This is a genomic window from Leptothoe kymatousa TAU-MAC 1615, assembly GCF_018739865.1.
GTDB classification, from domain to species: domain Bacteria; phylum Cyanobacteriota; class Cyanobacteriia; order Phormidesmidales; family Phormidesmidaceae; genus Leptothoe; species Leptothoe kymatousa.
In genome coordinates this window covers 878,157-901,483 of record NZ_JADOER010000004.1, presented here as the reverse complement: position 1 = coordinate 901,483, position 23,327 = coordinate 878,157, and the positions used below count along the sequence as shown (strand labels likewise).

The window sequence follows — 23,327 nt, the reverse complement described above, 5'->3', positions numbered from 1 at the left end:
GTATCGCCGGGTTGCATACAACGCCCAGGGTTCAACTAGAGGCGCTGGTGTAGAACCGGAGGGCAAACCGCCAAAACAAACGGGAAATAAAGAATAATCCCATGGCCAGTAGGGCCGCCCCCGCTAGCCAGGTGACTTCAATGCGCCCAAGAAACACCTGGGCAGGCACCGTGGTGAGAAACGCCACTGGAATGACAAAGGTGAAAAAGATACGAAACGCGGCGGGATAGGCGACGATGGGAAACCGGCCAGCTTCCAAAAAGCTCCGCAACACTTCGGTAACGTTGTAGATTTTGACAAACCAAATGCTGGTGGCTCCCAACATAAACCACAGGCTATACAGGCTCATAAACCCCAAAGCCAAGGGCACAATCGCCACCAAGTAGCGGTCCAAACCTAACCCGAGCTGAGTACCGGCGTAGACAATCATCACCAGCCCCAACACCAGGTCGGGAAAGCCCCAGGGAGAAATCGTTCGGGTGGATAGCCAGAACTGGGAGCTAATGGGTTTTAACAGGACAAAATCTAGGGTGCCTTCCTGCACATGTTTGACAATGCGGTTGAGGTTGGGGCTCAGAAATGTGGCGGCAAACCCCTGCAGCATCGTAAACACCCCCAGCACCACCAGGGCTTCTTGCCACTGCCAGCCTTGAAATTGATAGCCCGTGCGGTAAAACAAAAATAGGCCGAATAAATTGCCCCCCAGGGCCGTCAGGCTGCTGAGGGCCGCAATGACGAAGTTGAGCCGATATTCTAATTCAGCTGCGATCGCAACTTCCCAAAATAGTCGCAATACCCTGAAATATCGTTGCAATGTCACTACTCCCCTTCGGCGTTAATGTCATCCTACCAATGCCCGAGGGCCGTTTAGCCATCAACCCACACTGGGCAACGCAGGGCCGCTCAAACCTAAACCTCCCCATGGTGGGTGAGACCAGCATTAATTGAACACGTTTCCAGGCAGCCCCATGGCCATAGCCCAAAACAACCCCAAATAAATTGCTCCCTGAACCGTTAGACGACCCAGGGAGCAATAACAAAATTTAGACAGTCTTTTAGTTCAGCCGCGACCTCAACTTTCCAAATCAGAAAGTAACAATCACATTGAACCTATGACAAAACAAATAAACTCAAATCATAAAAATATCTTGGCTACTGCTGATACAAGGGATGCACCAATCAAGCAAACATGCCGCAGGTCTAGAAATTGCCCACAGTGGCATGGACCAGCAACACCATCGGCATTAGGCAGAGCGCTGACCATCAATATAACGCTTTAGTTCACCCTGAAGACGATAGCGAGCCCGGGCAATGCGGGACTTAACCGTCCCTAAGGATACACCGGTAATCTCCGCAATCTCTTCGTAGGGTAGGCCCTGAATTTCTCTTAAAACAATAGTGGTCCGAAACACTTCAGGCAGCTCAGCGATCGCAGCTTGCAAACGCTCATAGAACTCATGGGTCATCATTGTGTCCACAGGACTCGGATCCTCTGAAGCGATTTCCCAATCAACCTGACCATCATCTAAATGACGAGGAGCATCCAAGGACAAGGTACCCGCGTGACGCTTGCGCTTGCGTAGCTCATCGTAGAAAAGATTAGTAGTAATACGACTCATCCAACCTTTAAACTTTACCGGCGACTGTAAACGACTTAAGTTACGGTAGACGCGAATCCAAACTTCCTGAGCGAGATCAGCACGATCGGACCAATCGGGAGCAAGATGATAAAGCTGACGTTCCACATGGGATCTGTAGCGTCGCATCAACTCCGCAAAAGGAGCCTGCTCAGGATAACGGTGACGTTGGCAGACATTAATCAATTCAGCTAAATCCAACTGATTCAGTTGCTCAGCCTCAAGCTTCTGAGAATAATTTTGAGCAGTAGAGCCCCCAGACAATGCAGAAACAGAATCTAAAACCCCTTTAGATAGGGAGGGTACGTCAAGTTGGATAGTAGTCATAATAAAAACAATTCAGGAAGCTTCTTTAATACTGAAGGCTGAGTGGGTCAGGGATAAACCTAAATTGAGTGAGAAAGAACGGTAGGAATTTTACTTAGTAGAACGGGCAGCTGTGATAATCACCATGCACGTCCACCAATGTAATAAAAGCTACCTCTATCAAACATCAGCCGTTTGAGCGTTTTTCTATCAGAACTATCGCTCAATACCACTCTAATCTGTTGCTAAAGAGTAGTCCGTAAAGTGTTAGTTAAGAGATGGGTGATAACCGCTTTTCTTTGACAAAAATATTCAACTAAACAGCCTAAATAAGTAGGCTATAAAGCAGCTTTAATTGTCTTCAAATCTAATATAAACAAATCACATATTAGCTTCGTACAGACATGCTTAAGTTTATGCTTTCTACATATACGTACGTATGCAATGTGCCTAAGGCTTTTGGCCCCCTACGCGCCCATACCGCCATAGTGTTTGAGGCCTAACCGCCAGAACAAACGGTTCAGCAGCCAAAAGATCAGACACCATATCAAGGTGACGCCAATGCTTTGGCCAATCTTTATGGGCAAGCCCACTAGCAGACTCGCAGGCACATAGATCAAGTAGGGAAACGGCGTCCAAAAGACGATGGTCCGTACGGCCTCTGGAAATAGGGTCAACGGGGCCACCATGCCCGAGAAAAAGGTATATAGCAAAAACGAAAACTGTTCGATGGCCGTGGCCCGCTCTACCCAAAAGGCCACCATGGCGTAGGTATATTGCATCAAAAACCGCAGGCAAAAGGCCAGTCCCGTGGCCAATAGGCCCCAAAATAAATGGGCCGGCTGCTGGCGAGCAACGGGGTATAGCCAGAGAAATAGTCCCACCAGTATGGCGATGAAGGGCAGCCTGGCTAAACGCTCGGCCAGGTGAGAGCAGAAATGACGCCAGCCTGGATCTAAGGGTTGTAATAGCAAGGGGGAGAGTTTGCCTTCTAGGACCTCTCGCTCAAAATCCCAAATCACCCAAACCACCGTCAGCTGCCGCACCACAAAAACCGCTAGGAAATAGCGCACCACGGTGTCTGGGTCCAGATCAAACTGGCCGCTGCGGGCGGCTTCTTGCCACAGCCCCATCAGAATTAGGGGGAACGACCCAGACAGCACCCAAAACATGAGTTCGGCTCGATATTCCAGCATGTAGGCGTAGTAAACCGACAGCAGCGTCTGGATTATGCGCAGGGGACGCTGAAGGTAACCGAACAAAGCCATGGGACATTGCAGTAGATACGGAATTCGCCGTTGCTGATGTAGGGAATGGGCCGATCTGTTAAACGTTCTAATCACCTGAATTTGACAGATGCAATCATACCGGGGCTCAGCAACGCCCAGAATTCAGTGTAGTTGGTTATGCTGACACTAGGGCAATAGGGAGTTGGACGATGCTTAGGATTTCTGGTCAGGTGGCAATTCCTGAAAATGAGATTGAATTGCAAGCGGTGCGCTCCCAGGGCGCGGGCGGCCAAAACGTTAATAAGGTGGCCACGGCGATTCACCTACGCTTCGACATAGCAGCCTCCTCTTTACCCCAGCATTACAAAACTCGTCTGTTATCTCTGAGAGACCATCACATTACCAAAAACGGTATCGTCAATATCAAATCCCAAACTTATCGCACCCAGCTCCGCAACAAAACCGATGCCCTCGAACGCTTGCAGCAGCTAATTCGCTCCGCCATGGTGGTGAAGAAAAAACGGAAACCCACCAAACCCAGCAAGGCGGCTAAAAAAAGACGGTTAGACAGTAAAGCAAAGCGTAGCCAGAAGAAAGCAATGCGTGGTCGGGTGAGTTTCGAGGATTAAGGGCCATGGAACCCATGCGTCCTCAACCGTTACGATGATTCTGGGTGAAAGTAGTCATAGATCTGCTGAGCCAGCTTAGGCCCCACGCCTGATACCGCCGTCAGTCGTTCGACACTGGCCTCACGGATATAGTCAATGGAGCGAAACTCTGCCAACAGAACCTTTTGGCGATGGTGGCCCAGGCCGGGAATTTCGCTCAGGCGGGAGCGCCGCATGCGATCTGTGCGCTTTTTGCGGTGAAAGCTGACGGCAAAGCGGTGGGCTTCATCCCGCAGACGACGCAGCAATTGCACCCCAGGCTGTTCTGCCTCGGTGGGCAGCGGCGTTGACTCCCCAGGCAAAAAGATCTCCTCTCGTTTTTTCGCCAAACTCACCACGTGGAGCTCGCTGAGCAGGTTTAGCTCCGTCAAAACTTCCACCACAGCCGAAAGTTGGCCTTTTCCCCCATCAATCATGACTAAATCGGGCCAGTCTGGGTTGCCAATGCGCTCTTTGGACGTATCTTCGGCATACTTGCGAAAACGCCTGCGGATCACCTCGGCCATGCTGGCAAAGTCATCGGAGTGGCCAGTGGTCACCTTGGGATTTTTAATCTTGTAATGGCGATAGTGTTGTTTGGCCGGCAACCCATCGACAAAGACAACCTGGGACGCCACCGCATCGGAGCCTTGAATGTGGGAAATATCGTAGCCTTCGATGCGTTTAGGCTGCCCCGGTAGATCGACAATTTCTGCGAGGTCCTGCATTGCCTGGTTGTTGCGATCGGCAAATCGCTGGGTGCGGGCCAGTTCATACTGGGCATTGCGCTCCACCATTTCCACCAGCTCGGCCTTGGTTTGTCGCTGGGGCACTTCAATGGTGACTTTGCGCCCCCGCTGTTGAGACAAAAACCCTGCCAATATATCGGCATCGGGCAGGGGATACTGCACCATGATTTCGCTGGGGACTTCCACCGCATCCACCGTGGGGTAGTGCTCCTCTAGCACCCGCTGCAAAATTTGCCCCGGCGTCCCAGATTCGGTTTCTGCTACAAACCCCAATCGCCCCACCAAACGCCCAGCTCGAATTTGAAACAGCTGAATGCAGGTGTGCTGGTCGTCACCGGAAAGCGCGATCGCATCTCGGGAAATGGTGTCATCGGGCAGCGCCACTTTTTGATGAGCCCCCAGGGTTTGCAACCCACGAATCTGATCCCGCAGCTTCGCCGCCTGCTCAAAGTTTAGTTTCTCAGCCGCCTTTTCCATCTGGGTGGTCAAAATCGACTCCAGTTCCTGCACACGCCCTTGGAACACCATGGCCACTTTTTGCACAATCTTGTGGTAATCCTCAGGCGTAATCAGCTGCTGACATACGCCAGGACATTGGCCGATATCGTAATTGAGGCAAGGACGATCCTTAAACAAAGGCTGGCGCCGCTGGCGTAGGGGAAAGATTTTTTTGGATATGTGCAGCGTGCGGCGCAGCAACCCCGTATCCACATAGGGACCATAGTAGCGATCGCGCTTAGTTTTCTTCCGGCGCTTACGGGTAATAAAGATTCTGGGATAGTCCTCTGACCACGTAATGCAGAGATAGGGATATTTCTTATCGTCCTTAAGCAGCACATTAAAATAGGGCTGATGCTGCTTAATCAGGTTGGCTTCTAACGCCAGGGCTTCGGCTTCCGTATCGGTGACGATAAATTCAATATCCACCACCTGGGTCACCATCACACTGATGCGGGGGGTGTGGTGGTGCTTGTCTCGAAAATAGGAACGTACTCGATTGCGCAGACTTTTGGATTTGCCGATATACAAAATCTGCTCGTCCCCATCTCGCATAAAGTAAACCCCCGGTTCCTGGGGAATTTCCTTGAGACGGGCATCTAAACGCTCAGGATCTTTAAGTAGCGTCGTTGCAGCGGCAGAAGAAGGCACGAATGGTCTCTCCGGGTCCTCTAATAGGGGGCCTCTCTATTGTGCATACATATGTCCTACTTGAGGCGTCTCTAACATCTTTAGTAACCCTGTGGTACCCATGGGGCTTACCAGGTCTAAAACATCCTCAGCAGCCCTTGCTGACCGACTAAAATTTCTCGCAACAAGCTAATAAAGGCCACCCAAATAATCGGCGAAATATCCACCCCACCAAACGGGGGCACCACCTTGCGCACCGGAATCAACAAAGGCTCCGTGGGCCAGTAAACCAGACTAAAAGGAAACTTGGCGGACTCCGCCTCGGGGTACCAGGTCAATACGATACGAAAAATAAATAGCAGGGTCATAACGGCCAACAGAGGGCCGACAATCCAGTTGCCAATCGTAATACCCGATATTGCCATGTCACCTCTCCAGGAAGTTAAACCACATTAAGGATTGTAAAGCTTAGTTAGGGGACTTAGTCCACTCCTTTCCAAAAATCTCAGAAACTCTTTGTATCAAACGCCTTTAACGATTCTAAACCGCGAAAAATCACAACTTGCCTCCCCCAAAAGACTTCTCAAGGTTAACGTTGCTCGATACTATATTAACCAAGCATTACAAACGTTTGCTGATCTGAAGAGTAGAGGCCATGACACCATCATTAACTAATTTTCTTTTAAGCCTTCTAGCAGGTGCCGTCATTGTAGTTATCCCTGCAACCGTCGCCGTCGTTTTTATTAGTCAGCGGGATAAAATTAGTCGTTAGTCTCTATTGGCAAACGCCATCATCTAATTTGTCGTAGCGACTGATCCACCGTTGACTTTTCAATAGGTGCGTTTAAGGTCAGGTTTTACGAGATTTCTACATCCAGATTTCTGCATTAAGGATATTAGGGGTACAGCTATTCAGCTGTACCTCTTTTTTATGGGTGCGCCAAGCTGAGCCAAATGAGCCGTAGGGGCACGTTGTCGAACCCTGACACGGCCACATCAGGCCGAAAATCATCCAGGCCAGCATTTATGAGCTGATTTCCACCCCAAAAGCTTGAATTTTAGATGGAGCGATGGCCCCATAGGGCCCTATGGGGCCCACCATCATGGTTAGCTAAAGCCATACATGACCCCATAGGGCCCACCATCATGGTTAGCTAAGGCTACCCAGGCCCCATAGGGCCCACCATCATGGTTAGCTAAAGCCATACATGGCAATAGCTATGGCCAATGCAATTAATTGAATCGATTCAATCAATTGCATTCGGACAAATTCAAAGCTGCCCGCTAGGATAGAATTGGTGGCTATGGGTAGCTATTTTAGGCTGAGCGCCTGTTAGAGGGCCCCCTATCTTACGAGGAAGCAATTGTGAATTTTGGTACTCCGGTCCCACTGCTAGTTGGAATAATATTGATTCTGGGCGCAGTTGGACTGTTCTTTTTAGACAAGCTCAAACCTGGTTACGAGCGCAGCTCTGATAAGGTGTACTCCATTTTGCTTTTGCTATCGGGCATTTTCCTGCTGGCCCACTTAAATATGGAGCTACTAGCTTCGTTTCAGCAGGTAATGCTGGTGGGCATGCTCACCACCCTAATTATTAATGACATTAGCAAGCGAGATTCCAGTCGTACTCGCCCGGCGGAACGGGATGGCCCCCCCCGCCAGTATGAGGAAAGGCCACCACGCCGTGTCTATCGCGCCGAACTAGACGATTGGGATTCTCCCGGCCCCAGACAGCCTCGCATTCCAAGCGATCGCTACCGAGATGGCTATGGAGATAAGTATCAGTCTCGCCCATTGGAGCCGCAACGCCCCCCCTACGAAGATCGTCGTCCTCCCGCTCGCCTACAACCTAGCGACCAACAAGGCCGACCTCCAGAAAGGCCGGGCAGCAATAGTTACGGCAACAACTATGGCGACAGTCGCCCCGCAGGTCCGACACGACCAGCACCTCGTCCCAATCCCCCAGATAATTTCTACTCCAAACCCCGTTACGACGGCGACGGCGGCGGCCCCAGCAATCGCCCTCAGCGTCCACCCCAGGGCCCCATGGATCAGCCACCAATCCCCTCAGGCAATGGCGCTGGCCATAGTTTAGGGGGGTTACCCAAGTCTTCTGATGACCCTAACCTTCGCGGGGAGCGGCCACCGCTGAATGTTAAGCCCCGACCCCAAAGCTCGAACGAAGGTAGCTACACTGATTTTCGACCGGCCTCCTCCTCCGATGAAGATCCTGGCTCCTATCCAGATACACCTCCATCTCAGCCCCCGGCCAATTACTAATTTTCCAAGGAGCTTGCTTGCTAGTTCTAGCCGCGCTTCCATTGGCCACACTTTGCCCAGCCATTCACACCGCATTTTTATCCCATGGCAAGAAAGAAACCGACCCAGGCTCATATCACGAAGCTAATTTCAAAAAGCCAGTCAGAATTTATGAGAGCCCGCACCAAAAAGCAAACAGAATATTACATGGGTGCCAAGCTGATTGAGGTGGGCGTTAATCCTGAAATAGCCATCTATCGCTGGAAGGTGATTGACAAAGGCATGAAGGAAGAGTGGACCTACAGCGCCTATTGGGATGACAGTCGCGAGAAGATCGAAGCCGAAGAAGCCTAACCCTTAAGCAGCAGGCTTCTTCGACAAACCAATAGAAAATTTTAAAATGGGCTAAGTTAGCCCATTTTTTTGTTATGCAACAACGTCTTCTGTTTGACGCAGCGGCAGTTCTTCCAAGGGCTGATTTAAGAGCACCATTGTCGTTGTCTGGTTTTCTGAAAACCCTACCCGCTGATAAAACTCCTGCTGATTGGTGGTCATCAAATAGGTGCGTTCTACACCACTCATGTGGGGATGGCTGATGACGGTTTCCACGAGCTTTCTCCCCAAACCAGCGCCCTGGTAATCATCGTGGATGACCACATCCCAGATATTGGCGCGATATACGCCATCGGAGGTCGCCCGAGCAAAGCCAATTAGGGTTTCTTGATGCCAGACGGTGACCACTGGACAGCTACAGCTAATGGCCATAGCCAGGTCTTCAAGGCTACGTCCAACGGCCCAAAACGCCGACTGATTAAATAAATTTCGAAGTTGAATTAAATCCTGAGTGGACAATGCCTCTGTGTAGCGAAATTGGACAGTGCGAAAATCCATAGAACCTAAAACTATGAGAAAACATTGCCTGACCCTGCCCCATAGACTAAAGGCATTGGGAAAGTTTATGCCCCTAGACTACACAGATGAACCAGGTGCAACCATCAAATCTATTGATGGTTAGCATCAATAGATTTGTATTGAATGATACGAAACCACCTTACCAAGGACTACCGATGAGGGTAAAGGCTGCCCAATAGAACGGATGGGTCAAAACCGTGCGTGACTCTGACACGAGGGCTGGGGGCATGGCCAAGGCTCCATCGGTCCAAATCAACTGACCAGCATCTACCGTAACATCTCCATGCAGCATGGCTAATTGAGCCTGGCGCAACGCGTCTGCACGCGTGGAACTATTGAGCAGGTTGGCATAAAATTCGGTCATTAACCCGGCCGTGCCGATGTCGTCCACCCGCCAAAGGCTAGCCATTGCCGTTTTCACCCCCGCCTGTACGGCCAAACCAGCAAAGCCTAGCTCTGCTTCTGGACTCCCGAGGGCCGTGCGGCAGGCACTGAGCACCAGCAAATCTATGGGAGGATCGTTGAGGCTGAGGTTAGGCAGCTGGTCGAGGGTGACCCGTCTGTCCCAAAACTGGATATAGGAATTACTCGGGCTGCCGGCGCGAAACTCTCCATGGGTAGCTAGGTGTAAAATACTTTGGCTTTTGCGCTGGCGGTTAGTGATCAGTTGCTCTGGGGTAAAGGATTCATTGAGGAAGAACTGACCAGGCCAAAGAGTATCGGCAATGGTTTTTAGTTCTAAAGGTACGGCGGGTAAATCTGGCTGATCGACAAATGTGGAGGCACCTGCCGCCAATACTTCCTCTTGTCTAACATCACGGTAGTCAATGTTGGTGAGGCTAACGCTGGGCATAATGCCAAGGCTGTAGCGTTCTACCAAAAAGGTCTCGCCATCATGGAGGGCGGCTAAGGGCAACGACCGCAGACCAGAGGGGAGAACAAATGCTAGGTGGTTGATGTCTTGCCGGCTGAGGGAGTCTTCGAGGGGAGCGATCAACCAGCGGTGAAGTTTTTGGGCTGGGCGTAAATAACGACGGCCAAAGGAAGGATTGATTACCCCCCGCTGTAGGCGAGCAACAATCTTTTGGATATCGCCTTTAGTAATATCTAGGGTCAGACGCTGGGAGGGGGCACCGGCGGTGACTAGAACCAACTCTAATAAATAGTTCTCCTTATTGAGTTCGAGGATTTGTTTGGGGAAATTTTGGGTATTCGGCACAAAGTTTATGTAGACAATGCCGGGGGTATATCCCGTTTGGGTGGCGACCTGATGGAGTTTTTGCTGCACCTCCACCAATGGCAGGTTGCGCTCGGCCCTCACCCCCAAGTATTGAGAATATTCTTGGGCTAAAATCGTTTCTTTGATGGCGAGTTCTTCGGCGGTAATTTCCGTATCGTCTAAGACTTCGAAAAAGCCATCATTCCCTTGGTTTACGTCATCGTCGTCGTCCCGATTTTCATCCCGGCGCTCATCGTCCTCTTCGTCGCTGCCATTATTGTCGTCCTGGTCGCCATCTGGGCCATTGCCATCGTTGTCCCCACCGTCGTCAATGTCCAGGGCGTCATCGGAGGCATCGTCTAGGACATCATCGTCATCTAAACCGTTGTCCCCAGCAATGTCGTCGTCCTCATTGCAGTCGCCCAGACAATCGTTGGGGTCAGACCCGGTGGTTAAAATTTGAATTGTGCCCTGGGAAAAACTTTCTAGGAAAGAACGGGTTGGGTTGATGACATTGCCCGCATCTGTTGCGATCGCACCCGCCGTACCATTGCTCCCAGCATCCCCCACAATAAAGGGCGTTTGGCTAGCCCCCCCATGGCTAATGCGAATCCCATCGGGAGCCAACAAACTTTGCCCTTGGGTATTGGTCGCTGTCACCCGCAAAAAGTTTGTCGTCGTAATATCAATGCTCGTTGACACATCCACATACCCAACGTCCACATCCCCCACCGCATTAATCTGCACGGCCCTATCGACCAAAGGAGAGACCGACTGAATTGCCAACCGCGTCTGATCCCCCACCTGCCCGTCCAGACGCAACAAGTTGCTATTAGTGGTGACATTGGTATCAATATCAATGGCAATGCCCGTACTGCTGGTGCCCGTGAGCGAAATGTCTCCTGTGCCCCCAGTGTTCAACTGGGTATTAGCCTCGAGCAATATGCCAACACCGTTTCCACTCCGGCCCACAATATCAATATTGCCCCCACTGGTTTCCACCGCCACCCCCGAAAATAGCGACACACCGGCCCCACCGGGAACCTGTTCACCATTACCACTCACCAACAAACTACCACCAGCGGTATTCACCACCACATTGTCGGCAAAGGTAACGGCCCCCGTCCCCTGGCCGTCTCTATCGGCCTGTAATTCAAGGTTGAGCGGGCCGGAGGCTGCACTCGCAGGGCTAATGGATGCATTGATGGCAATATCACCAGCGGCCGATAGTTCTAACGTGGCCCCAGGTGCTGCATCATAGGTCAGCGGATCCAGAAGACTAATTGTGCCACTTTCTGTACCACCGTTGCCGGTGGCAACAACAACGCTGCCATTCCCCAGGGCCTGGCTCAATATCCCCACATCTAACACCGCCGGAGACCCCGTCGCCGTAAAGGGAGCGCCGGGGGTAAAATTCTCATTGGTGCGGTTATCCCGAATCTCAATATCAAAGGGATCCAACAGCCACAGCCCTGGGCTGCCCCGCACCGATGACACATCCGGCCCCTGGGTTACCGCCAAAAAGTTACGGCTACTGGTTTCCACAAAGCCCCCATCACCCCCCTGGCGCCCCCCCTGGGCGGACACATCCCCATAAATACGACTACTCTCATCGGACCACAAAACAATGTTGCCGCCCGCACCAGCCCCCCGGCCATCGGCCCTGAGCGTTACCCCAGGTGCCACGTAAATAGACTCGGCATTGGGCAACGGGCCACTGCCCGTTCGACTGCCCCCCAGCCAAATATTGCCCCCATCGAAGGCGGTCACAGTGCCCCCTAGCACACCAATGCGATCGCCCAATAGCTGGATCGCACTGCCCGTAATTTCGCCAGTGGATAAGGCCATACCGCTAGCCAGATCCAGCGTCGCCCCCGCCAGCTGCAGGCTACCGTCAGCAGTCACCACCAGGCCAGTGGCCGACGCCACGGATGGTTGGGTCAGCAAACCCGGTAGATCAACTGCAGCCATGCCGCCGGTCATCTGCTGCGGCATCACGTCATAGCTCAAAACAGCCCCCACCGGACTCAATCGCACATAGGCCCCATCATCCGACACCGCCGCCAGAGTGACCGTCCCCCCAGCAAGGCTGCCGGTGTTGACCAGCTGACCGCCCACTAACGACACACCCGCGTCGGACTCCACCGCCAGATTTCCACCGTTGACTAGCACAGCGCTGCCATTAGGTGCAAACCCTAGCCCCATGGGGTCTCCAAACAATGAGCCATAGTCCACCGCGCCCATGGCAGGAAAAGTCCCCCCGGCAAAACCAATTTCATTTGCCGTCGTCGCCAAAAAATCACCGGGCAGCGCCAAGGTCGCCGCTGCCCCAAAAATAATGCCAGCAGGGTTGAGCAAAAATAAATCCGCATCGCTGCCCACCAGACGCAGCTGGCCATCAATTAAAGAAGCATCACCGCCGCTAATGCGGCCCAGCACATGGGCCACCCCCGCGGGCACCGAAAAAGTCGCCTGTTCGTTGGCAACTAAGCCAAATTTCTCAAATCCGTGGAACAGGTTCACACCGTCCCCTGAACGCTGCCCCCCGGTAATCCAATAGTCAGCAGCCCGCTGATCGACCTCGGTACGCTCCCCAGGCACAATCGACTGGGCCGTAGCCACCGCCCCCAAACCACTCCCCAAACCACTCCCCAACGTAGTCAGACCGATGCCCCAACACACCCTGTAGAGCTTTCGTAAGCCAGCACGCAACGGTGCAGAATGAACGCGATTTAACCGGCAATGCATGCGTACCTGGCCCCAGACCTCATCCGTCCTAGGTTGCCACAGTCATTGCCCAGACTAACTAGATTACGGACACTTTAAACAATTAAAATCAATCAGTGCGCGAGTGGGGGAAACCGTCCCTTAGCAGGGGGTACAGAAGGGGGTTTATCGACTTAGGATATCTAGATAAGATAGGTATCGGGGTATAGTACCCACACTCGCCGTTTACTGCCCAGACATGCTGAAACGACTTTTAGGCGATCCAAACGCCCGTAAGCTCAAGCGCTACCAACCTGACGTCAAGGAAATTGCCTTGCTCGAAGACGAGATCAAGGCCCTCTCCGACGACGAACTGCGAGGTAAGACCGTTGAATTTAAACAACGCCTTGGGAAGGGTGAAGACCTCGACGACTTACTCACCGAGGCATTTGCCGTCGTGCGAGAAGCCGGTATGCGAGTGTTGGGCATGCGTCACTATGACGTACAGCTCATTGGCGGCATGGTCCTCCACGATGGCCAAATTGCCGAAATGAAAACCGGTGAAGGAAAAACCCTGGTGGCCACCCTACCGGCCTACCTCAACGCCCTATCGGGCAAAGGGGTACACGTCGTTACCGTCAACGACTACCTAGCCCGCCGCGACGCTGAATGGATGGGACAGGTACACCGTTTCCTAGGCCTATCCGTGGGCCTCATTCAGCAGGGCATGAGTCCAGCTGAGCGGCGCAAAAACTACAACTGCGACATCACCTACGGCACCAATAGCGAATTCGGTTTTGACTACCTGCGGGACAACATGGCCTCTTCCATTGAAGAAGTCGTACAGCGCCCATTTAACTACTGCATCATCGACGAAGTGGACTCCATTTTGGTGGATGAAGCCCGCACGCCTCTGATTATTTCCGGCCAGGTAGACCGGCCCCAGGAAAAATACGAGCGGGCCGCTGACATCGCCCGCCAGCTAGATGCAGAAACCCACTACGAAGTGGACGAAAAAGCCCGCAACGTCCTGCTGACGGACGAAGGCTTTGAACAGGCGGAAAATCTGCTAAATGTGAAGGACCTATTTGACCCCAAAGACCCTTGGGCACACTTCGTATTTAATGCCGTTAAAGCAAAAGAACTTTTTGTTAAAGACGTTAATTACATCGTCCGTAATGACGAAGTGGTGATCGTTGATGAATTTACCGGGCGAGTAATGCCCGGTCGTCGCTGGAGCGATGGTCTTCACCAGGCGATTGAAGCCAAAGAGCATGTGGATATTCAGCCAGAGACCCAAACCCTAGCCTCCATCACTTATCAGAACTTCTTCCTGCTGTACGACAAATTATCGGGCATGACCGGTACGGCTAAAACCGAAGAAGCCGAATTCGAAAAGATTTACGACATCGAAGTTACGATTATTCCCACCAATCGTCCCATCGCCCGTAAGGACGTATCGGACGTGGTGTACAAGACCGAAGCCGCCAAGTGGAACGCCCTGGCCCAGGAATGTGCAGAAATGCACGAGACCGGTCGCCCGGTGCTGGTGGGTACCACTAGCGTTGAAAAATCGGAGCTGCTCTCCGGTCTATTGGAAAAGTTGAACGTCCCCCACAATCTGCTCAACGCCAAGCCCGAAAACGTTGAACGAGAGTCGGAAATTGTGGCCCAGGCCGGTCGTGGCGGCGCAGTGACCATTGCCACCAACATGGCCGGTCGCGGCACCGACATTATCCTTGGTGGTAACGGCGACTATATGGCCCGTCTAAAAATGCGGGAATATCTGATGCCCAAGGTGGTTCGTCCTGAAGACGAGCAGGGCTTTGGCGTCGCTAAGGTCGCTGGTGCAGGGGGTGGACGCACTTCGGCCAAGGGATTCCAAGGTAATGGCAAAAAGAAAAAAACCTGGAAAGCCTCACCTGAAATTTTCCCCACTGACCTATCCAGCGACACCGAAAAAGCCCTGAAGGATGCCGTTGCCTTTGCCGTTAAGACCTACGGCCCCCAGAGCCTGTCGGAACTAGAAGCCGAAGACAAAATTGCCACCGCTGCGGAGAAAGCCCCCACGGAAGACGCCGCCATCCAAAAACTGCGAGAAGTGTACAAGCAGATTTTGGCGGAGTACGAAGACTTCACCGATGCTGAGCACGACAAAGTAATTGAATTGGGCGGTCTCCACGTCATTGGTACTGAGCGCCACGAATCTAGGCGAGTTGATAACCAGCTACGGGGTCGAGCCGGTCGTCAGGGTGACCCAGGTTCTACTAAATTCTTCCTCAGTTTGGAAGACAACCTGCTGCGTATCTTCGGTGGAGACCGGGTGGCGGGCCTAATGAACGCCTTCCGAGTGGAAGAAGACATGCCCATTGAGTCGGGGATGTTAACGCGCTCTTTGGAGGGGGCTCAGAAGAAAGTAGAGACCTACTACTACGACATTCGTAAGCAAGTGTTTGAATACGACGAGGTAATGAACAACCAGCGTCGGGCTATCTATGCCGAACGTCGTCGGGTGCTCGAAGGCGACAAACTGAAGGAACTGGTGATCGGCTATGGCGAACAAACCATGGACGACATCGTCGAAGCCTACATCAATCCAGAGCTGCCGCCAGAGGAATGGGACTTAGACAACATTGTTGGCAAGGTCAAAGAGTTTATCTATCTGCTAGAGGATCTCACCGCCGACCAGCTTGAGAACCTGTCCATGGGTGAAATCAAGACATTCCTGCGGGAGCAAGTGCACATTGCCTACGACATTAAAGAAAGCCAGGTGGATAAGATGAAGCCCGGTTTGATGCGGGAAGCGGAGCGATTCTTTATCTTGCAACAGGTGGATACCCTGTGGCGTGAGCACCTACAGCAGATGGACGCCCTCCGGGAAACCGTGGGTCTGCGCGGCTATGGTCAGAAGGATCCGCTGATTGAGTACAAGAGCGAAGGCTACGAAGTCTTTTTGGACATGATGACCGGCATTCGCCGTAATGTGGTCTACACCATGTTCCAGTTCCAGCCTCAGCAGCCCAAGCAACCTGAGCCCGCCGATGGCCCCATCGATGTAGAAGTCGTATAAGGTGGTGTCCGGGCACTCCCTTATGGATGCCCTATTTAAAGGTTTTTGATTTTTGCGTTCGATACCCTCGTAGGAATAGTGCTTAGTGCCTATTCCTACGAGGGTATTTAACTGTTAGGCGTATTGTTCTAGATAAATATTTACGTCTTCGATAATGCGGGTGAGTTCGGCCTCGGTGGTTAACCGCATGCGGTCGTCTCGTACCGTGATCAGTAATTTGGCCGCAAATGGACTAGGCCAAATATTGGGGTTACAAAAAATTTCTAAAAATACATCCCCCGTGTGGCGATATTCGGTGGGCTTTACGGGCTTCGGTCGGCCTGCACCTACGGTAGCTGCCGCCGATGCCTTGAGGGTTTGAGTTAAGGTGGCTAAGGTATTTTTGAGTTCCTGGGCCGCCGCTGCGGAAAAGTTAAACTGCACCGAACCTTGCACCAAATTGAGGGTGAGTTGGGGGGTCATAGAAAATAGGGATAGGGACTGCGTTGCGATCGTATCTTTGGTGTAGAGTCAAAGGCGCAACCGTTATAAAGGTTTAGGGTCTGGGCTGCTAGTCGGTAAGTTTTTACAACTTTTGTTGCGGCAAGTTACTCCTTGCCGGGGAAATCGATAGGCTTATGGGCGGTATTTTCCTGTATTAGGTGGGCTGTGCTCACCCTGCGGCTGACGGTTTACTCAGAGGAGACATTTATGGTTGTTACCTGCGTCCATGTATTTGTAAAACCTGAACACGTGGATGATTTTATTGCAGCAACAAAGGCCAACCACTTAGGTTCGGTACAAGAACCCACCAATATTCGGTTTGATTTTCTCCAAGACCCGGAAGACCCGACAAAATTTATGCTGTACGAGGCCTACGAAACAGCCGATGGAGCGGCGGCCCACAAACAAACGCAGCATTACCTCACCTGGCGGGAAACCGTTGCCGACTGGATGGCCCAGCCCAGACAGGGAAAAGCTTACACCGTTCTTGCCCCTTAGCATGAGGTTTCGCCATGGTATTTGCAGACTTTAGCTTTGCCAAGGTCCCACCGATTTATTTTGGTGCTGGCAAACGCAAGCTGATTCCTACCTGGCTCAAGGAAAGAAATGCCTCCTGTTTATTGTTAGTGATTGGTGGAAAATCGCTACAAACAACTGGCCACCTGGCCCAAATTGAAGCCAGCTTAAAACAGGTGGGGATTTCCTATGAGATTCTGCACTGCGCTGGAGAACCCACCCCAGATTTTATCGATCAGACTTGTCACACCTATCGCGACCAGGGCATTCAAGCCGTTATCGGCATTGGTGGGGGCAGTGTTGTCGATGCAGGCAAAGCGATTTCGGCCATGTTGCCCTACACCAACTCCATCGTGGACCACCTGGAAGGTGTCGGCAAAGGCATCCCCCATGGGGGAGACAAAGTCCCCTATCTAGCGGTGCCTACCACTTCGGGCACGGGTAGTGAAGTCACTAAAAATGCGGTGATTAGTGAGGTGGGCGACCAGGGGTTTAAAAAATCTATTCGCCATGAAAATCTTATTCCTGATGGCGTCATCATCGATAGTGAGCTGTTGGTCACTTGCCCAGCCCAGGTCACAGCAGCCTGTGGCTTAGATGCGTTTACCCAGCTACTGGAGCCCTATTTGTCGCCTACGGCAAGCCCCCTGAGCGATGCCCTTGCCTGGAGTGGCCTCACGGCCCTAGGGCCAAACCTATTGGCGGCCTGTGGCAGTGGGGCGAGCGACTTAGCCGTGCGCGAAGCCATGGCCTATGGTTCGTTACTGTCGGGGATTTGTTTAGCCAATGCGGGGTTAGGCATTGTTCACGGTCTGGCCTCGCCGCTGGGGGGCTTTTTTCCGATTCCCCACGGCGTGGTTTGTGGCACCCTGCTGGCAGCCGCCAATGAAACCAACTGGACCGCCCTAAAGCAGCGGGCAACCAATGATATCGCCATCGATAAAATGGCTAAGCTGGGTGAATTCCTAGACGGCACCCCTGGCAAAGATCGGGGCTACTATGGGGACGCTTTATGTAGAATCCTGTGGCAGTGGACTGAAACGTTAAACATCCCCAAACTAGGGGAGTATGGCGTACAAGCCTCGGATTTAGAACGTATTGTTGGGCGCACTAAAAATCGCAATAACCCGATTACGCTAACGTCAACAGAAATCCGTAGCTTAGTGGAGTCGAGGATTTAGCCATTGCTGATTTAGAGTCTGGCACTCTGTAATCTACCTTAGGCAACGGCTTCGGGTTAAGTAGCGGCGGTCGGGAGGCTGGGAATGATTTTATCTGCCAGGGGCAAACTGTTATTTTTTTTAACGATTTCGTCCCCTGAATTTGCAACGGTAGTTCTACTGAAAAAACGCCCATAGCTTTAATAACGCCCTATTTTCGGGCAATCTAGACACATCGTGCAATTGGCATACGTGCCATCGGGGCATATACCGTGCCATCGGCATACTGCCATCGGGGCATATCGTGCCGCCATCGGGGCATATCGTGCCGCCATCGGGGCATACGTGCCTTTGTTTGCTTACCCCCAGACAGTACACAACTATGTACCTAGACAATCCTTCCATAGACCAGGTGCGGCAAACCTGTCAGCAAGTGATTGCGCCCTTAGATGCGGCGCCGTCCACTGTGTGCATTTTTGTGGGGGAAGCGGCGGACTTGGATATCCCAGGTTTGATCAAGGCCCTATGCGATGCGGATATCAATTTTATTGGCGGGGTGTTTCCGGCTGTGATTGGGGGCGATCGCAAATCTACCCAAGGCGTCGTCGTCAATGCTTTCCCGATTCTGGGTGACACCTACCTAATTCAGGGCTTAGATCAGTCAGATATTGCCCTACCGGACTTTGACCCTATTTTGGATAGCTTGGACCATACCAGCGATATTCCCCCTGCCACAGCGTTGCTGCTGGTAGATGGTTTGACCGGCAATATTGGCACATTTCTCTCAGAAATGTATGACAGCCTGGGAGATTCTATTAATTATCTAGGGGGTGGCGCGGGCTCCCTATCGCTAGAGCAAAAGCCCTGCCTGTTTAGCCCCCAAGGCTATTTCCAAGATGCGGCCCTGGTCACATTTTTACAGTTGCACAGCGGCCTAGGCGTCCGCCATGGCTGGCAAAGGCTGGAAGGTCCGGTGGTGGCAACACAAACCGAAAAAACCATCATTAACCAGCTCAGTTGGAAAAATGCCTTTGACGTTTATCGAGCCACAGTGGAAGCCGATAGCGGCCAAGAACTGCGCACAGACAACTTTTTTGATATTGCCAAAGGATATCCCTTTGGCATTGCCAAAGCGGGTCAAGAAGATATTGTACGAGATCCCATACTAGTGAATGAAACGGGTGCCCTGGTGTGCGTTGGCGAAGTTTTTGAGAACGCATCTTTATACATTCTTAAGGGTACTGTTAATTCTTTGATAGCGGCGGCAGAACAAGCTGCCAAAGATTCAACCATCGACTCGAATAATGAAGACCAGGTGCATGCGGTCATCGTGGTGGATTGTATTTCCAGGGTATTATTTTTGGATGACCAATTTGAGCAAGAACTCATATCCATTCAGCGGGGTCTTGGCTCTAACCACGTTGTCCCCGAAGGCATCCTGAGTTTGGGAGAAATCTCTTCCTATGGTGATGGGCTATTGGAGTTTTTCAATAAAACAACGGTTGTTGCTTCGTTGTATCGCCAAAACTAAGTGGGGAAACAGGCCATGGGAGATTTCTTAAATTAAGATTGCAATGGAGAAAGAGGAGCAAAAAGAAACGATTCAAACGCTGTCGCTGCTGTACGAGCTAGCGTTGGATACGGGGCGGTCGTTAGATTTGAAAACGAACTGCGATCGCATGCTCAAAGCCCTCATGTCTCGCAAAAACCTAAAGTACGCTGGCCTTTGGATTCACCAGACAAAACTCCTATCCACCGCTAGCCAGCCCACCCAAGAGCACCCCCAGAACGATGCCTACAACCTGGTTTACAGCTCTCCCAAATTTTGGACCGGGCTAAAAACCGTCGATAGCCAGCATCCCCTGATCACGCTGCTCACCCCAAACCGGCCTTTTTGTGTTGTTGACTCAGAAAAAACTCCGGAATTATTTGACCACTTAATTACCGAAAAGCGACTCAAAACCGGCGTTTTTATTATTTATCGTCTGGGCAATATTGGCATTTTAAAGCTCTATGCGGCCCAAATGAGCCCCAACCTAGTAGAAGCCGAAATGGCAAAGCTGCTCAGCATTGTCGATAGCTTTACCCGCTCCATTGAAGGCTGCATTGCCCACCATAATGCGATCGCAGAAAACCAACAGCGCCAAAAAACAGAAACTGCCCTCAAGGCTGTAGAACAGCTCCTCAGCAAACAGCTAGAAGAACTCAGCCGAAAGCACCAAACCCTAGAAATTACCCAACAAACCCTAGAACGCCGGAATCGTCGCCTGGCGACCACCCTAAAAGAACTCAAAAAAACCCAAACCCAGCTAATCCAAACCGAAAAAATGTCTAGCCTGGGGCATCTGGTGGCGGGCATTGCCCACGAAATCAATAACCCCATCAGTTTTATTCACAGCAATTTGCCCCACCTGGCTAACTATACTGACGACCTGATTCAGCTAATCGAGCTATACCAAAAAATATATCCAGGAAAGCAGCAAGAGCTGGATAGGCTGATGGAAGATATCGAACTAGACTATTTGCTAGACGATTTACCCAAGTTGCTAAACTCCATGGCGGTGGGTAGTAAACGCATCAAAAAGATTGTTTTATCGCTAAATAATTTTTCTCGCCTGGGTGAAACCGACTTTAAATGTGCCAACCTCAACCAGGGTCTGGACAGCACATTGTTGTTGATCAGTCATCGGCTCAAGCCTACCCATTATCGTCCAGAGATCCAGCTCAGCAAACAATATGAGACCATTCCTGATATTACCTGTCTGCCAGAACAGCTAAATCAGGTATTTATGAATCTCTTGGTGAATGCCATTGATGCCATTGATGAGCAGCACAAGCAACAGTCTGAATCGCTGCCTGCGCCTTGTATTACGCTACACACGCGGCAGGTGAATGAGTCCCATGTGCAAGTTGATATTACCGACAATGGGCCTGGAATTCTGGCGGAGATGCAAAGGCAGCTGTTTGATCCATTTTTTACGACCAAGCCGGTGGGGAAAGGCACAGGGCTAGGGCTATCCATTAGCTATCAAATTGTGACGGATACCCACAAGGGGCGTTTGCAATGCCTGTCGGAGGTGGGGCAGGGCACGACGTTTCAGATAGTTTTGCCGATCCGGCAGCAATGGAAGACGGCTGTGGAATCGGGGGATGCGATCGCATCTATTTAAACCAGCCCCTATAACGGTCCCTTGCCCAGCCAAAATAAAATTAAGGCTTTACCCGCAAATCTAGGCAAACATTTACTACAAGCTGTTCATAGCCACCACATTCTCGTTTTTTTGAGGTTACCTTAGTAAGCGGTTCCCTATGGAGTGATGGATTGGAGTTTGCGGGCGTACTCACATTAATACTACTCAAATTTGCCAAGGAGGTTTGGGCTGGGGAAGCCTTGGCTGGGGCATTGGGTGCAGGCACCCTAGCGGGGGGGATCACCGGCAATCGGGTGGATGGTCTGGTGATGTACCTGTGGGATCGCCTGCGGCAGGACAATTCGCCCCTAACGGAGCAGTTGAACCGGGCAGTTTGGCTTGCCTATAAACAGGCGCTGATGACCATTGCCTCCGGTAGACGCACCGAGCTAATTGGGACAGATCAGCAAACCTATCGAGGGCAGGTAATTTATCCAGAAGCCTGCCGTGATGCCGTTCGTTGGTATGACCAACATCTGAAGCAACTAAAAACCGATATTGACAATATCCGCCATCCAAAGCAGCCACTCCCTGCCCTGAATTTAGAGGATATTAACGGGCTGATAGGGGCTGCTGACCATGGTTCACTTCAGCTATGGCAAGAGACCACTGCTCAGCTGGTGACCATTGCCGCAGAGGGTGCCCCCAGTTGCTATGGACCGGCCATTGAAGCCATGCTGGCAGAGCAAGTTGCCAGCTACTTTGCAGAACAGCTTAGCGAACAGGATGCCCTGCGGACATTTGTGGAAATGTCGCTATTGCGGGGGTTAAATCAAAACGATCAGAAAATTTTGGCGATTGTAGGCCCCACGGCACTCACTGTGGAGCAAATCAATGCAAAGCTGGATCGCTTATTGCAGCAGCAAACCATCGTGCCTGTATCAGAAAAGGTCCTAGCTATCCCAGTCGATGTACAAAATCCGTTTTGGCATCGTTCTGGGCGCATCGACAATCCAGATTTATTTTTTGGGCGAGAGCGGGAGCTAAACGAGGTATTTAGCATCCTCAATACGGGCAGCAGTGTGGCGCTGATTGGTGAGCGGGAGATGGGCAAGTCTTCGTTGCTAAAGGCCATAGAACGCAAGGCTGAAACTGCCTTGAAAGCGGATCGGGAGCCGCTATATATTGACCTGCATGATGTGACCGATGAAGAGGATTTTTACTATGCCCTGTGCGATTCCATGGGGTTTGCAACCTGCAAGGGGTTTCGGTTTAAGCAGTTGGTGAAAAGTCGTCGGGTGTTGTTATTGCTAGATGAGATTGAAAAAATGACCTGGGATGGGTTTACCAATCAGGTGCGGTCTCAGTTGCGCGGGTTAGCAGAGGGTGGGGATGCTCCGTTTAAGCTGGTGGTGACGGCATCGCAACCGTTGGATCGATTGTTTCCTGACAGTGGCGGCAAAGGGACTATGGTATCGCCCCTAGCAGGGATTTGTTTGGAGGCAATGGTAAATCCCTGGGGTGCAGAAGAGATCAAGACTTTTATCCAAGCACAGTTAGCATCGACAGGAATGGGATTTGCTGATGTTGATGTAGAGAAGATAATACAAACCAGCAAGGGAATTCCTAAGCAGTTGATGCTTGAATGCTATGACGTGTTTGAACAATATCGAGGGAGAGAAATCTTGTGACGGTTCCTCGGTTAAATTTAGCCCCTAAACGTAGAAAACCTTTATCTTTATGGAATCCGCTGGATTATTTATTGTTGTTGTACTGGGTGTTCTTTTTTCCCCAAGCACTCCGCTGGTATGAAACTAAATTTGGTAGTGGGCAACGGTTCGAAGACTGTGATAGTTGGCAAGAACGAATTCAATGGTTTCAGACCGCTCATTGTGAACGCAACCTATGGTTCCAGGGACTTTTTCTAACGGTTGTTACACCAACCCTATTAGCAATTATATTAACCAAAATATGGATTCCTATTGAGGCGTTCGGCGTTGCGTTAGGTGTTGCGTTCGGCGTTGCGGGAGGCGTTGCGGGAGGCGTTGCGTTCGGCGTTGCGGGAGGCGTTGCGTTCGGCGTTGCGGGAGGCGTTGCGTTCGGCGTTGCGTTAGGCGTTGCGGGAGGCGTTGCGTTAGGCGTTGCGGGAGGCGTTGCGTTCGGCGTTGCGGGAG

Annotated in this window: 18 protein-coding genes and 1 pseudogene; 11 read left to right on the top strand and 8 right to left on the bottom strand. The window is 51.6% G+C overall.

Annotated features, from left to right (window positions below):
• Positions 1-31 precede the first annotated feature (31 nt).
• The 3 genes from IXB28_RS06185 to IXB28_RS06175 all read right to left on the bottom strand — a co-directional run bounded on the left by IXB28_RS06185 (position 32) and on the right by IXB28_RS06175 (position 3,211).
• Positions 32-814 carry an ABC transporter permease gene (locus IXB28_RS06185; protein ID WP_215617930.1) on the bottom strand — a complete coding sequence of 261 codons (783 nt, stop codon included), beginning with the start codon at positions 812-814 and terminating at the stop codon, positions 32-34.
• Positions 815-1,244: 430 nt separating this feature from the next.
• Positions 1,245-1,964, bottom strand: a complete 720-nt coding sequence (locus IXB28_RS06180; protein WP_215617658.1) for a sigma-70 family RNA polymerase sigma factor — start codon at positions 1,962-1,964, stop codon at positions 1,245-1,247.
• A 446-nt stretch (positions 1,965-2,410) separates the two neighbouring features.
• Positions 2,411-3,211 (bottom strand): ABC transporter permease, encoded by an 801-nt coding sequence (locus IXB28_RS06175; RefSeq protein WP_215617657.1) that lies wholly within the window; start codon positions 3,209-3,211, stop codon positions 2,411-2,413.
• Positions 3,212-3,381: 170 nt separating this feature from the next.
• Here IXB28_RS06175 and arfB point away from each other — a divergent pair, with 170 nt between their 5' ends.
• Positions 3,382-3,801, top strand: a complete 420-nt coding sequence (arfB, locus tag IXB28_RS06170; protein ID WP_215617656.1) for an alternative ribosome rescue aminoacyl-tRNA hydrolase ArfB — start codon at positions 3,382-3,384, stop codon at positions 3,799-3,801.
• 29 nt (positions 3,802-3,830) lie between these two features.
• Here the strand turns inward: arfB and uvrC are convergent, their stop codons facing one another.
• Entirely contained in the window at positions 3,831-5,717 is a 1,887-nt protein-coding gene (gene uvrC, locus IXB28_RS06165) for an excinuclease ABC subunit UvrC (protein WP_215617655.1), read from the bottom strand.
• A 116-nt stretch (positions 5,718-5,833) separates the two neighbouring features.
• Positions 5,834-6,115: a YggT family protein gene (locus IXB28_RS06160; RefSeq protein WP_407659175.1), complete on the bottom strand. Its 282-nt coding sequence runs from the start codon at positions 6,113-6,115 to the stop codon at positions 5,834-5,836.
• A gap of 236 nt (positions 6,116-6,351) precedes the next feature.
• Here IXB28_RS06160 and psbX point away from each other — a divergent pair, with 236 nt between their 5' ends.
• The 3 genes from psbX (at position 6,352) to IXB28_RS06145 (ending at position 8,310) form a co-directional block, all read left to right on the top strand.
• Positions 6,352-6,468 (top strand): photosystem II reaction center X protein, encoded by a 117-nt coding sequence (gene psbX / locus IXB28_RS06155; protein WP_215617653.1) that lies wholly within the window; start codon positions 6,352-6,354, stop codon positions 6,466-6,468.
• Positions 6,469-7,062: 594 nt separating this feature from the next.
• Positions 7,063-7,977, top strand: coding sequence for a Ycf66 family protein (locus IXB28_RS06150; protein ID WP_215617652.1), 915 nt, complete (start codon positions 7,063-7,065; stop codon positions 7,975-7,977).
• Positions 7,978-8,127: 150 nt separating this feature from the next.
• On the top strand, positions 8,128-8,310 hold the full coding sequence (locus IXB28_RS06145) for a hypothetical protein (RefSeq protein ID WP_246559633.1): 183 nt from the start codon (positions 8,128-8,130) through the stop codon (positions 8,308-8,310).
• A gap of 72 nt (positions 8,311-8,382) precedes the next feature.
• On the opposite strand, the gene IXB28_RS06140 is transcribed toward IXB28_RS06145, so the two are convergent.
• Both IXB28_RS06140 and IXB28_RS06135 read right to left on the bottom strand, forming a co-directional pair.
• Positions 8,383-8,847 (bottom strand): GNAT family N-acetyltransferase, encoded by a 465-nt coding sequence (locus tag IXB28_RS06140; protein WP_215617650.1) that lies wholly within the window; start codon positions 8,845-8,847, stop codon positions 8,383-8,385.
• A 160-nt stretch (positions 8,848-9,007) separates the two neighbouring features.
• The gene (locus tag IXB28_RS06135) at positions 9,008-12,835 is read right to left on the bottom strand and encodes a CHAT domain-containing protein (protein WP_215617649.1); all 3,828 of its coding nucleotides are present in this window, start codon (positions 12,833-12,835) and stop codon (positions 9,008-9,010) included.
• Between the two features lie 217 nt (positions 12,836-13,052).
• Here IXB28_RS06135 and secA point away from each other — a divergent pair, with 217 nt between their 5' ends.
• Complete coding sequence (gene secA, locus IXB28_RS06130) at positions 13,053-15,863, top strand: preprotein translocase subunit SecA (RefSeq protein ID WP_215617648.1); 2,811 nt, start codon at positions 13,053-13,055, stop codon at positions 15,861-15,863.
• 114 nt (positions 15,864-15,977) lie between these two features.
• Here secA and IXB28_RS06125 read toward each other — a convergent pair whose 3' ends face one another.
• Positions 15,978-16,325 carry a hypothetical protein gene (locus IXB28_RS06125; RefSeq protein WP_215617647.1) on the bottom strand — a complete coding sequence of 116 codons (348 nt, stop codon included), beginning with the start codon at positions 16,323-16,325 and terminating at the stop codon, positions 15,978-15,980.
• Positions 16,326-16,553: 228 nt separating this feature from the next.
• On the opposite strand from IXB28_RS06125, the gene IXB28_RS06120 reads away from it, so the two are divergent.
• The 6 genes and pseudogenes from IXB28_RS06120 to IXB28_RS16530 all read left to right on the top strand — a co-directional run.
• Entirely contained in the window at positions 16,554-16,844 is a 291-nt protein-coding gene (locus tag IXB28_RS06120) for an antibiotic biosynthesis monooxygenase (RefSeq protein WP_215617929.1), read from the top strand.
• A gap of 14 nt (positions 16,845-16,858) precedes the next feature.
• On the top strand, positions 16,859-18,043 hold the full coding sequence (locus IXB28_RS06115; RefSeq protein WP_215617646.1) for an iron-containing alcohol dehydrogenase: 1,185 nt from the start codon (positions 16,859-16,861) through the stop codon (positions 18,041-18,043).
• Between the two features lie 361 nt (positions 18,044-18,404).
• Positions 18,405-19,553: an FIST signal transduction protein gene (locus IXB28_RS06110; RefSeq protein ID WP_215617645.1), complete on the top strand. Its 1,149-nt coding sequence runs from the start codon at positions 18,405-18,407 to the stop codon at positions 19,551-19,553.
• Positions 19,554-19,596: 43 nt separating this feature from the next.
• A complete protein-coding gene (locus tag IXB28_RS06105; protein ID WP_215617644.1) occupies positions 19,597-21,192 on the top strand; it encodes a sensor histidine kinase in 1,596 nt (531 codons plus the stop codon).
• A 152-nt stretch (positions 21,193-21,344) separates the two neighbouring features.
• Positions 21,345-22,844, top strand: coding sequence for an AAA family ATPase (locus IXB28_RS06100; protein WP_215617643.1), 1,500 nt, complete (start codon positions 21,345-21,347; stop codon positions 22,842-22,844).
• Positions 22,841-23,327, top strand: a pseudogene (locus IXB28_RS16530) (ATP-binding protein); the annotation flags it as partial. The gene IXB28_RS06100 and the pseudogene IXB28_RS16530, both read left to right, overlap by 4 nt.